This is a genomic window from Ruegeria sp. YTSA072 (genome assembly GCF_059610285.1).
The window spans coordinates 245,190-257,712 of sequence record NZ_JBXWNI010000001.1; the positions used below are offsets into that span (position 1 = coordinate 245,190).

Below are 12,523 nucleotides of genomic sequence, written 5' to 3' on the forward strand. Positions count from 1 at the left end.
GTATTGTCCTTAGTCCCAGCAATGAACCAACACGGTCATTCCGGTGGCTCGGCGGCTGAGTTCATTGGGCGAGATTTGCGCCGTCGGCTGACCCGATTGACCGGACACACCCGCCTTGGCCAGAACTTCGTTCAGACTGTTGGCCGTTGCAGCAAGGCTGACGGACGCGGGCAGGGTGCGTCCTTCGGTCGGGGTTGGCAGCAGCATGCCAACAACCTGGCCATTGCCGTCAAAAACCGGTCCGCCCGCATCGCCGGGCTGGGCCGCCAATGCCAGACGTTTCACGCTGTCTTCTCCGTTCAGGCCGCGCACATCAGCGATCTGACCAAAGGTGAGTGTCGGTGCGCCCAAGGCGCCTTCATACGAGAAGCCCGACACCGCGATCTCAGATTGAATACGCGGCGCATCGGCGCTGAATTCTGCCACGTTGACCGGAACCAGATTGCGGCTGGGGCGCAGAACCGCCACGCCCAGATCTGCATCTGACAAGGCGACCTGAAGCTCTTGATCGTCATCAAGCGTGATGCGTGTGCAGCTGTCAGCGGCCTCAAATACGGTCAGGACCGTGCCGCTGGTATCAGCAAAGAAGCCCGAACGGGACAGGCGCGGTGTGCGTACCTGCAGTCCGGACACCAGATCAATCCGCTGCTCGGCATTGGCACCCGCTGCGGCGTCCAGCACCGTGCCAGTTGCGGTAAAGCCGGTCTGCATTGCGGCCAGCACTCTGGCGCGCCGGGCATCGTCACCCTCGGGCCAAACCAGTGCAAAGCCTTTGATCCGGCCATCGTCCAGCCGTGCTTCGCTATAGGTCACGATCCCATTACCGCGCCCTTCCAGCGTAAAGCTGTCGCCGCGCAATTGCCGTGGGCCGTCGAGTGGAACGATTTCCAGCGATTGCAACACCTCATAAAGGGCGCGCAGCGTGGCCTTGTCGCCCTTCTGACTGATCAACAGGGCCTTGGCGTCCAGATCGGTTGTGCCTTTGAAGTGAACAAACGGGGCCTCATAACGGTCGAATGCGATGACACCCATCGGCAGATCCAAATCGATACCGGCCTGCGGGTCGGAGTAACGCTCCATCCCAACGCTCAGAAGGGGGGCGTTAAAGTCGTCAATCAACGCCTTGCGCTGTGCGGTCGTCAGAACGCCGGTTGCTTCAAAGCCGTTGAACCGTTGCCAGTCGCCCATGGAGCGCCGCGTGCCTTGGCCAAATGCGCCATCGATCGTTGAATTGTAAAAACCCGCGGCCTGCAGGGCGGTTTGCAAATTCATGCGTTCCTGCGTGCTTAGAAGACGCTCGCTTTGCAACGCTTGTGGGCGTGTCTCGTCAGAGGCCTGCGGGGTTACGCCAACAACCGGCTGTTCCGGCTGAGGTTCAACTGGTGGCGTCACGACACCCCGGTCCAATATGTTCTCTCCGACCGGCCAGAATTGCTGACCCAGTGCACTAGAAAACGCAATATAGCTGTCCGCAGGGATTTGTCCCTCGGCGCGGTAAACGCTTAGAACCTGTTCCGCGTCGTTGCGCAAATAGGGCCCGATAACAATGGCATACCAGCCAGAGTTCAATCGAAACCCGTTTACGTCCGGCAGGGTGCCAGCATAGGCCCGCGCACGTTCCTGCGCTTCGCGCAGCGAGGGCTGCGCTTCGACCTGCACCCAGACGCCTGCGTCCTGCTGTGCAAAAACAGCGCGCGCGCCGATGAGAAAAAGAAACAAAATTGCCGTAAATATGCGAGTCATTGTCTGCCCGTGTCTGCAGTGTTTTATCTTTGCCGGACCCTACGCGAAACAACGTACCGAAAGCCATGCCCGGAATACGGGGAATTTCCAGTGTGGCTGCGCAGTGACAGCATAGGCTTTGCCGCCCGTTGACGCCCAACGGCCCCTTGCATAGGAAGGACAAAACCCAACGGAACCGGGCGCAGTGGCGTCCAAAGGGAATGTCATGACCGACCAGTCCAGCGCACCACGTTCTTTTCAAGAGATTATCTTGCGGCTTCAGACCTATTGGGCCTCAAAAGGCTGCGCCATTCTGCAGCCCTATGACATGGAGGTTGGTGCAGGTACGTTCCACCCGGCGACCACCTTGCGCGCGCTGGGGTCGAAAACCTGGGCCGCAGCTTATGTGCAGCCTTCGCGCCGCCCGACAGATGGGCGCTATGGCGAGAACCCCAACCGGTTGCAGCATTATTATCAGTATCAAGTGCTGATCAAACCCAGTCCGCCGGATTTGCAGGACCTGTATCTGGGCTCGCTTGAGGCGATTGGCATCGACATGAACCTGCATGACATCCGGTTTGTCGAGGATGATTGGGAAAGCCCCACCCTTGGCGCATGGGGTCTGGGTTGGGAAGTTTGGTGCGACGGCATGGAAGTCAGCCAGTTCACATACTTCCAACAGGTCGGTGGCCATGATTGTGCGCCGGTCTCGGGCGAGCTGACCTATGGCTTGGAGCGCCTGGCGATGTACGTGCTTGGCATCGACCACGTGATGGACATGCCGTTCAACGATCCGCAGTCACCAAGCCCGCTTTCCTATGGCGATATCTTCAAGCAGACCGAAGAAGAATACGCCCGCTGGAACTTTGACGTGGCCAACACCGAAGTGTTGTTGCGCCACTTCGAAGAAGCCGAGGCTGAGTGCGCCGCCATTCTGGCACAAGAGCATGACGACCCAAAAACTGGCAAGCGCATCATCATGGCGCACCCAGCATATGATCAGTGCATCAAGGCCAGTCACGTGTTCAACCTGCTGGACGCGCGGGGCGTGATCTCGGTAACCGAGCGTCAGGCCTATATCGGCCGCGTGCGGGCTTTGGCGAAGCAATGCGCAGACGCATTCCTGCTGACCGAGGCCGCCGGGTTCCAGGCCTAATGCGCCGCTCAGGCCAGTCCGGGCAGCAAGACCTTAAGGCCAGCCGCGATCATGCTGATTGCGATGGCCGACAGGATCATGCCCATGAACCGGCTCATGATAACACGAGCATTGTCAGACAGACGTTTGGCAATGGCTGCGGCGTTCCAGAACGTCACGAACAGCAACAGCAGGACGGCCAGGAAAACGCCAGCGTAAACAATGGCATCTACCGGTTTATGGATGTGGCTTGCATACAGGATCAACGTAGTGATTGTGCCCGGCCCGACAAGGATCGGAAAGGCCAGCGGATAAAAGGCAACCGTGTCCGGTTCAGGATAGGATTGCCGTTCCCCCTCGGTTCCGTGATGCGACGTGCTGGGCTTTCCGTTCAGCATGTTCAGGCCAATCATCAGAACGACCAGACCACCCGCGACGCGCAGGTCATCGACGCTGATGCCGAACAGGCTGAGCGTTTGACTTCCCACAGCCGCAAACGATGCGCCAAGGATCAGGCAGTAGAGCGCCGTCTTTGTAGCCACTTTGCGTTGCTCAGCCGGGGCAAGGCCGTCGGTGACGCTAAGAAACACTGGCAGGTTCGTGATTGGATTCATGATCGCAAAAAGCGCTCCGAAGAATCCTACGGCAAGGGTGCTGTCCATTTCAAAAGTCTCTTTCCGGCCTGTAATCAATTGGAACCTGTCCTATTTTTACCGATCGTGAAAGAGGCATCGTGAGCAAAAGGAAAAGACAATGACAGGAAAAGTGCTTGCGATCATAGTGCTGATCTCGGCGGCAGTAGCCGGTTTTGGGATGTATTACCTGCAGATCTACGGATTTTATTATGACGTGGAATCCAAGCCCGGGCAGGATGTCATGTTGATGACGGAAGGGGCCGAGGCGCCCACGCCTATATCCTACAGTGCGTTTCAGGCGATTGACGCGGACAGCTCACCCATCCGCTACCGTGCCTGTTTCGAAACGGATATGACGCTTGCGCAGATTGAGGAAAACTATGTCGCGGTCGAGAATGCAGAGCCGCTGACCGCGCCCGGATGGTTCGATTGCTTTGACGCCGTGGCGGTGGCGGATGCCCTGAAATCAGGCGAGGCCAAAGCCTTTCTGGGCGCAAAAAACATCCACTTTGGCGTTGACCGAATTGTTGCCGTTACAAATGGCGGCAAAGGCTATGTCTGGCACGCGCTGAACAATTGCGGCGAAAAGGCCTATGACGGCACCGTGATTGGCGAAGAATGCCCGGACCGGCCACAGAATTGAGGATAAGATGACCGCCGAGACCCTGCAGATACCTGATTTCCTGACCGCTACGTTGGGTTTTGCGGTGTATCTTTTGGGGGTAGAGATCAATGCGCGCGTCGCCGCATTGCGCCAGTTTAACATTCCCGAACCTGTCACGGGTGGCCTGCTGGCCTCACTGGTCGTGTTGTTGTTGTATCTGGCCTTCGATCTTGAGCTGTCCTTTGACCTTGCCACACGGGATTTTCTGTTAGTGGTGTTCTTTGCGGGCATCGGGTTGAACGCGCGACTCTCTGACCTGATATCAGGCGGCAAGCCTCTGTTTTTACTTCTGATCCTGACTTTGGCGACGATTGTTGCGCAAAACGGGATCGGGGCATTTGGGGCGTCTATGTTCGGGTATCCGGCGCAGGCTGGGGTTCTGTTCGGCTCGGCATCTCTGATCGGCGGGCACGGAACTGCGATTGCCTGGGCCCCCGAGGTTGCCGAGGCCACCGGCCTGGACGGCGCAACTGAGCTAGGCGTTGCCGTTGCAACACTTGGGCTTGTTCTGGCTGCTTTGGTTGGTGGACCGATAGCGCGGCTTTTGGTCGAAGGGCGCAACCTCAGCCCTGCACGCCCCGACGAGGATCACACAGTGGGGCTTCCCACTGACGGCGATGACGTGTCCAGCAAAATCGATCATCTGTCGATCATGCGCGTTCTCCTGTTCCTCAACCTGGCGATCATTGCGGGGTATTCGCTGGGCGAGGCGATCAGCGCTGCCGGTTTGAAGCTGCCGCTGTTCGTGCCTTGTCTCATCATGGGCATCATCATCGCGAACCTGCGCGCATGGCTTGCACCCAGCCGTCCACCGATCGAACGTACACCCTCACTGGCGTTGATTTCGGAATTCTCGCTGGGTGCGTTTTTGGCAATGTCATTAATGAGCCTGCAGCTTTGGACCATCGCGGAACTCGGCCTTGCCATTGTGGTCATCATGTCGGCCCAGACCTTGTTCGCAGTGGCATTTGTGATCTGGGTTCTGTTTCCTGTCATGGGCAGCAATTACCGCGCTGCCGTTCTGGCCGCCGGTTTCGGAGGCTTCGCCCTAGGCGCCACCCCGACCGCTATTGCAAATATGACCGCTGTCACCAAACGATATGGCCCATCGCCTATTGCTTTTATCGTATTGCCCCTTGTATCCGCATTCTTTGTGGATATCGCTAATGCCATCGTCATTCAGACGATCGTTAATTTCTAAGGACCGAATATGCCCGACCTGCTGATCGAATTGTTTTCCGAGGAAATCCCCGCGCGCATGCAGACCCGTGCCGGCGAAGACCTGAAAAAGCGGATCACCGATGGTTTGGTCGAGGCCGGTTTGACCTACGCATCTGCTGCTACGCTGACAACGCCGCGCCGCCTGACGCTGGCGGTCGAAGGGTTGCTTTCGGAAAGCCCCATGATCCGCGAGGAACGCAAGGGTCCGAAAGTCGGCGCGCCGGACAAAGCCATCGAAGGATTTCTTCGGGGCGCAGGTCTGACACGCGATCAACTGGAAGAGCGTGAAACACCCAAAGGCGCGGTCTATTTCGCCACCATCGAAAAACCGGGCCGTCCTGCGGCTGAGATTGTGGCCGAGGTGCTTGAGGCGACGATCCGCAATTTCCCCTGGCCCAAATCCATGCGTTGGGGCTGTGGGGCGATGCGCTGGGTGCGTCCACTGCATTCGATCCTGTGCATCCTGACCGATGAGACCGGTGCGCAGGTTGTTCCGATGGAAGTCGATGGCATAAAGACTGGTGACACCACTGATGGTCATCGTTTCATGGCGCCGGGTCGGTTCGCCGTGTCGTCCTTTGAGGATTATGCCGCCAAGCTGAAACGCGCATTCGTTGTACTGTCGCCTGCAGAACGCGCCGAGCATATTTGGAACGACGCCCAGAACCTTGCCTTTGCGGCGGGTCTGGAAGTAGTCGATGACAAGGGCCTGCTGGCCGAGGTCGCGGGTCTGGTCGAATGGCCAGTTGTCCTGATGGGGCAGATCGACCACGAGTTTCTGGAACTGCCTCCCGAGGTTCTGCAGACCTCGATGAAAGAGCATCAGAAGTTCTTTTCCGTGAAGAACCCCAAAACGGGCCGGATTGAGCGGTTCATCACTGTTGCGAACCGTGAAACCACCGATAATGGCGCGACCATTCTGGCGGGCAATCAAAAGGTGCTGTCGGCTCGTCTGGCGGATGCCAAGTTCTTTTGGGAGAACGATCTGCGCGTTGCCAAATCGGACATCGCCCAATGGACCCGCGCGCTGGAGAATGTGACCTTCCACAACAAGCTGGGAACTCAAGCCGAGCGGATCGACCGCATCGCGGCGCTTGCCCGCGAATTGGCCCCGGTGACGGGCGCGGATGCCGATCAGGCCGAGAAAGCCGCTCGTCTGGCCAAGGCCGATTTAAGCTCCGAGATGGTCTATGAATTCCCGGAACTTCAGGGGCTTATGGGTCGTTATTACGTCGAAGCCGCCGGCGAGGACGCCGCCGTGGCCGCCGTGGCGCAGGAACATTACTCGCCGTTGGGGCCGTCGGATAATGTGCCCACCGCGCCGTTGTCAGTAACTGTGGCGCTGGCCGACAAGTTGGACACGCTGACCGGGTTCTGGGCGATTGAGGAAAAGCCCACGGGATCGAAAGACCCGTTTGCCCTACGCCGCGCGGCGTTGGGCGTGACGCGATTGATACTCGAAAACGATTTGCGTCTAAGATTGGATCGGTTCTTTGATAGCCAGTTGGTTCGGGCAGAGGGTGCCATCAATGACGCGTTGCCGAAATCAGATGTCGAGGACCTGCTGGAAGAAATCGCGGATCACGGCGTCTTCGGTGCAGCCTTCAAAGCGGTCAAAGACAATCTCGGCGACAAGCCGACCGCTGAATTTCTGGGGTTGGAGAAGAAAGTCCCGGACGCGTCCGACGATCTCCTCTCCTTCTTTCACGACCGACTCAAAACCTTCCTCCGCGACGAGGGCATTCGCCACGACATCATCGACGCCTGCATCGCGATGGACGGCAATGATGACCTCAACCTGCTGGTCAAGCGCGCCCGCGCGCTGAATGCCGTGATCGCGACCGAGGATGGCGAAAACCTCGTGCAGGGGTTCAAGCGCGCCAACAATATTCTGACCCAGGCCGAGGAAAAGGACGGGGTCGAGTATTCCTATGGCGCTGATATCAAATTTGCGGAGACTGACAGTGAAAAGGCTCTGTTCGGCGCGTTAGAAGCTGCACAGGCCAAGATCGACCCGGCGCTGAAAGCCGAGGATTTCCCAAGTGCGATGTCGGCCATGGCCGACCTGCGCGGCCCGGTGGATGCGTTTTTTGAGGATGTTCAGGTCAATACCGACAATGACATACTGCGCCGTAACCGCCTGAACCTGCTAAGCCAGATCCGTCAGGTCTGCTCCAGTGTTGCTGATCTGAGCCGCATCGAAGGCTGATCCAGAACGCCCTTGCGCCATTGGTGCAGGGGCTTATGCTGCGGTGAAATCAAAAGGTGCCGCAGTGCAGAATAATCCGCATACTACGCTTATCACGTCCGAAGCGCCCGTTGCCGCCAACACGCATGGCGGACGGGCGAAATGTCTGCAACGTCTGGTTCGTCTGGAACTGCCGGTTCCACGAACGGTCGCGTTGTCATTTGATGCGGTGCATCAGATATCGGACGGGCAGGTGCCGGATTTAGCTGCTGTTCTTGAGCAGTTTGAACAGACCGCGCTGCTGTGTGTCCGGCCCAGTTCCGAAGATCCCGATTGGGGCGGCCCGGGTGCCATCCTGAACATCGGCATGAATGACGCGCGCTATGTCGATCTGTCGGATTCGATGGGGGTCGAGGCCGCGGCTGCGCTGTATCTGCGCTTTGTCCAAAGCTATGCCGTTCATGTTGCGCGGCTGGACCCGGATGTATTTGACGAGATCGATGCAGATGGCCGTGAGGGGCTGCAGGAATCTCTGCGGGCTTACGAAGACGAGACGGACGAAGCCTTTCCACAGGATCGCGGAGAGCAGCTGATTGCCGTGCTGCGTTCGATGGCACGCGCATGGGAGGGCACCTCGGCCCGATTGTTGCGTCAGGCAAAGGGGGCGCCGGCGGACGCGGGTCTGGGTTTGGTGATCCAAGAGATGATCCCCGGCGTTGGGCAGGGCGAGTGCGGATCGGGTGTGCTGCAACTGATTGATCCGACCACTGGACTGCCGCAGATAACCGGCCGGTATCTGAGCCAAAGTCAGGGACGGGATGCGCTGGGGGAAGGCGTCGCGGCGCTGTACCTGGAAAAGGATCCGCGCGGAAAGTCCCTGGAGGAGGTCGCGCCCAAGGCATTTGCGGACCTCAAAACGCATGCGGCGCTGATGCGGGTCAAGCTGCGCGAGGAAATGCAGGTCGAGTTCGTGATTGAAAACGGCCACGTTCACATTTTGGATGGTGTCCGGGTTCAACGCAGCGCACGCGCGGCGATGCGGATCGCTGTGCGCCTGGCCGAAGACGGGATCATTCCTCCGCAAGAGGCTGTAATGCGGGTTGATCCACATTCCCTGAACGAGCTGTTGCACCGGCAGGTTCACCCTGATGCGGAACGCGACACCCTGACCACCGGAATTGCCGCCAGTCCGGGTGCTGCGACCGGCAAGATCGTGTTCACCTCGGCGGAGGCTCAGGCAAGCGCCGCGCGGGGAGAGCCGTGCATTTTGGTGCGCCGTGAAACCTCCCCGGAAGATGTGCGCGGTATGCATGCTGCCGTGGCGGTCCTGACGGAAAAGGGCGGTATGACCAGCCACGCGGCCGTGATTGGCCGGGGTTTGGGCCTGCCGTGCATCGTCGGCGCGTCCGAGATGCGGTTTCAGACAAAGAAAAAACAGCTGATGGCTCCCGACGGTCGGGTTTTCAAAACAGGCGACACATTGACCATCGACGGTAGCTCGGGTCAGGTGTTGGCGGGGAGGCCGACGATGCTCGAGGCCGCGCTGGATGATTGTTTTCAGACCCTGATGGGGTGGGCGGACGCAGAGCGGGACATTGCAATTCGCGCCAACGCGGACACACCCGCAGACGCACAAACAGCGCGGAACTTCATGGCGCAAGGGATCGGGTTGTGTCGGACTGAGCACATGTTCTTTGACCCCGGTCGTCTGATCGTAATGCGCGAAATGATCTTTGCGCAGACCTCATCAGGTCGCGAAGCGGTGTTGGAACGCTTGCTGCCGATGCAACGCGATGATTTCGCGCAGCTATTCCGGATCATGGAAGGCCAGCCTGTCTGTATCCGTCTATTCGATCCACCGTTGCACGAGTTTCTTCCGACCACGCGCACCGGCCAACGCGAACTTGCCGAAGCGCTGGACCTGCCGGTCTCAGATGTCGAACGCAGGGTCGACGCCATGACCGAATACAACCCGATGCTGGGCCTGCGCGGAGTTCGTCTGGGCGTGACGGTTCCCGAAATATACGACATGCAGGCGCGTGCGATTTTCGAGGCGACGCTTGAAGCCAGCAAAGACGGGGCACCGGTGGTGCCCGAGGTGATGATCCCGCTTGTCTCTGCCAAGCGCGAGGTCGAGCTGGTCAAGGCGCGCATCGATTCCGTGGCGGCAGCCGTCGCCGCTGAACGCGGGCAGGAATTTGAGTACCGGCTGGGCGTGATGGTCGAAACCCCTCGGGCTTGTTTGCGGGCAGCCGAGATCGCGCCGCAAACCGCGTTTTTAAGTTTCGGAACCAACGACCTGACGCAGATGACCTATGGCCTGTCCCGCGATGACGCAGGCCGGTTCATGTCGGCTTATGTCCGGCAGGGTGTCTTTGTCGAAGATCCGTTTCATGTGTTGGACGCGGACGGAGTTGGCGAATTGCTTAAACTGGGAGCTGAACGCGGCAGGCAAGCACAACCAGAAGTCACATTGTCAGTTTGCGGCGAACATGGCGGGAACCCCGAATCAATCGCCATTTGCCGGGAATTGGGCTTTGACTATGTGTCCTGTTCGCCCTTCCGGGTGCCCGTCGCTCGGCTGGCTGCCGCTCAACTGGCGATTTCGTCCAGACTTGGGGGTTGACAGAAGGGCGGCACTCTAGAATTAGTAGGTAACAGAAAGCGCCGTCGTCAAATATTGTTGACGAAACGGCGATTTTCCACTTGCTTTTTCGTCAGAACTGGACGTCGCCGTTTGAATTCGGTATGAGCCTCATCGCGCCCGCCGGGGGAGGGTCTGGCGCTAATTGTGCCTGTGCGAGGTTATCTGATGCTACGATACATATTGGCTGTTGCCACATTGGCAGCAACCGTGCTGCCGAGTGTTTCCGTCGCCGAGAGGGAAGCCACCGAATCTGCCAAACGCGAACTTGTAACCCGAAGCGAATTGCCCGGGCAAAAGTTCCGTGATTACTTGGGCCTGTTTAAGCCACGTAAAGAACCCGTGCTGCAACAGGTGTCCTATTCCAAGGATTGGCTGGATCAACTGCCGACTGCCGCTGGTGACGAGAACTTCAAATGTCTGGCTGAGGCGCTTTACTTTGAAGCGCGCGGCGAAAGCGTTCGCGGTCAGTTTGCCGTGGCCGAGGTGATCCTGAACCGGGTCAAAAGTAGCCGCTTTCCAAGTTCGCTGTGCGGGGTGATCAAGCAGGGAACCGGTAAGAAGTACCAATGCCAGTTCACCTACACCTGCGATGGTCAGAAAGAAGTTATCCGCGAGAAAAGAGCCTATGAGCGTGTGTCCAAGGTTGCCCGTGCGGCAATCGACGGCGTTGGCGTCGGGCTGACCGAAGGGGCGACCCATTACCACACCAAGGCGGTGCGCCCGTCATGGTCGCGCGTCTACAAAGAAACGGCCCGGATCGGCGTTCACATTTTCTACCGCCACAACTATCGGACCGCGAGCAACTGATTGACGCACCCGCGCTGGAACCTTGATTGCGCGGGGCGTTTTCTGCCTTATGTAGCGGACCAGGAGGTCCGCCATGATGTTATCCCGCAGACGGTTTCTGCAAACTTCGACCGCGCTTGCCTTGCTGCCAAAGGTGGCGCATGCGGCCAGCTCCGATCTGGTTGCGCAAGAAGCGGTGCAACAGATTGCGCCTGACGGATATCCAGCTACGCCGGTTTGGACCTATGGCGGCCGCGTTCCCGGAGTCGACATCCGATTGCCTCAGGGCGGGCGCGTCAGTCGCAAGCTGATAAACAACCTGTCTCAACCGACGGCAGTGCATTGGCACGGAATTCGGATCGACAACGCCATGGATGGCGTGCCGGGGTTGACGCAGGACGCGGTCGAGACGGGCCAATCCTTCGACTATGACTTTGTTGCACCCGATGCAGGAACCTATTGGTATCACTCGCATAACCGGTCTACCGAACAGGTTACCCGAGGTCTCTATGGATCTCTGATTGTTGAAGAATCCAGCCCGCCGGATGTTGATCAGGATCTGACGCTGATGCTGGACGACTGGCGGCTGGACCCGGAAACCGCGCATATCGTGGACGATTTTGACAATGGGCACGATCTTAGCCATGCGGGGCGGCTGGGTAATCTGGTGTCCGTCAATGGCGGTTTCGATCCGGCATACCCTGTTGGATCGGGGGAACGATTGCGATTACGCCTGATCAACGCATCGAACGCTCGGATATTTGATTTGGCGTTGGACGGGCTTGCAGGTTGGATTGTGGCTTTGGATGGGATGCCGCTGGCAGTTCCATTGCCTGTAGAGGACAGCTTCCCACTTGCGCCCGCACAACGGGCGGACCTTGTCGTGGATGTAACGTCCGCGTCCGGGGAAGTCGCGGGTCTCGCCAGTATCGAGCGGGACGGCGGCTATGGCTTGGTACGCTTTCAAGTTTCCGAGGCCTCCATATCGCAAAGGCAGGGTATTGAACCATTGCCTGCGAACAATATGCCTGAATTTCAGTATGATCAGGCACCGCTGCATCGCATGTCCCTGCAGGGCGGCGCGATGCGATGGCTGGAAGGGGCCAAGCTTGGCGATCAGGACCTGACAGGCCGTGAGCTGGCTCAACTGGGCAGGTTCTGGGCGTTGAACGGATACGCGGAACGACCCAAGGATCCGTTTCTGGATGCGCGTCTGGGTCAGGTGCACCGGATCGAGTTTGTGAACGAAACCGTTTTCCCTCATGCCATGCACCTGCATGGTCACCACTTCCGGCTCATCCTGCCGGATGGCAGTTTGGGGCCTTGGCGCGACACTATACTGGTGGACCGGGGCCAGACCCGTCAAATCGCTCTGGTCACAGATAACCCAGGCGATTGGCTGCTGCATTGCCACATGCTGGGACACGCCGCCTCGGGCATGATGAGCTGGTTCCGCGTCAGCTGACGCCGCATTCGATGGCTGGAAAGACGCATGTTGCGGTGCTATACGCGCGCGCATCGTTTA

9 protein-coding genes are annotated in these 12,523 nt (G+C 58.7%); 7 read left to right on the top strand and 2 right to left on the bottom strand.

The window, feature by feature from the left end:
• Nucleotides 1-9: 9 nt before the first annotated feature.
• Entirely contained in the window at nucleotides 10-1,743 is a 1,734-nt protein-coding gene (locus tag AC2FIB_RS01205) for a serine protease (RefSeq protein ID WP_496841556.1), read from the bottom strand.
• Between the two features lie 205 nt (nucleotides 1,744-1,948).
• Here AC2FIB_RS01205 and AC2FIB_RS01210 point away from each other — a divergent pair, with 205 nt between their 5' ends.
• The gene (locus AC2FIB_RS01210; protein ID WP_058274256.1) at nucleotides 1,949-2,878 is read left to right on the top strand and encodes a glycine--tRNA ligase subunit alpha; all 930 of its coding nucleotides are present in this window, start codon (nucleotides 1,949-1,951) and stop codon (nucleotides 2,876-2,878) included.
• A gap of 8 nt (nucleotides 2,879-2,886) precedes the next feature.
• Here the strand turns inward: AC2FIB_RS01210 and AC2FIB_RS01215 are convergent, their stop codons facing one another.
• Nucleotides 2,887-3,519 carry a MarC family protein gene (locus tag AC2FIB_RS01215; protein WP_058277621.1) on the bottom strand — a complete coding sequence of 211 codons (633 nt, stop codon included), beginning with the start codon at nucleotides 3,517-3,519 and terminating at the stop codon, nucleotides 2,887-2,889.
• 91 nt (nucleotides 3,520-3,610) lie between these two features.
• Between AC2FIB_RS01215 and AC2FIB_RS01220 the strand changes: the two genes are divergently transcribed.
• The 6 genes from AC2FIB_RS01220 (at nucleotide 3,611) to AC2FIB_RS01245 (ending at nucleotide 12,463) form a co-directional block, all read left to right on the top strand.
• The gene (locus tag AC2FIB_RS01220; protein ID WP_109312008.1) at nucleotides 3,611-4,135 is read left to right on the top strand and encodes a DUF6446 family protein; all 525 of its coding nucleotides are present in this window, start codon (nucleotides 3,611-3,613) and stop codon (nucleotides 4,133-4,135) included.
• Between the two features lie 7 nt (nucleotides 4,136-4,142).
• A complete protein-coding gene (gene gltS / locus AC2FIB_RS01225) occupies nucleotides 4,143-5,357 on the top strand; it encodes a sodium/glutamate symporter (protein WP_496732952.1) in 1,215 nt (404 codons plus the stop codon).
• A gap of 9 nt (nucleotides 5,358-5,366) precedes the next feature.
• A complete protein-coding gene (gene glyS, locus AC2FIB_RS01230) occupies nucleotides 5,367-7,586 on the top strand; it encodes a glycine--tRNA ligase subunit beta (RefSeq protein WP_496841559.1) in 2,220 nt (739 codons plus the stop codon).
• Between the two features lie 43 nt (nucleotides 7,587-7,629).
• Entirely contained in the window at nucleotides 7,630-10,191 is a 2,562-nt protein-coding gene (locus AC2FIB_RS01235) for a putative PEP-binding protein (RefSeq protein ID WP_496719912.1), read from the top strand.
• Between the two features lie 186 nt (nucleotides 10,192-10,377).
• Nucleotides 10,378-11,019: a cell wall hydrolase gene (locus AC2FIB_RS01240; protein WP_058277625.1), complete on the top strand. Its 642-nt coding sequence runs from the start codon at nucleotides 10,378-10,380 to the stop codon at nucleotides 11,017-11,019.
• A 73-nt stretch (nucleotides 11,020-11,092) separates the two neighbouring features.
• Nucleotides 11,093-12,463: a multicopper oxidase family protein gene (locus AC2FIB_RS01245; RefSeq protein WP_496766806.1), complete on the top strand. Its 1,371-nt coding sequence runs from the start codon at nucleotides 11,093-11,095 to the stop codon at nucleotides 12,461-12,463.
• Nucleotides 12,464-12,523 lie beyond the last annotated feature (60 nt).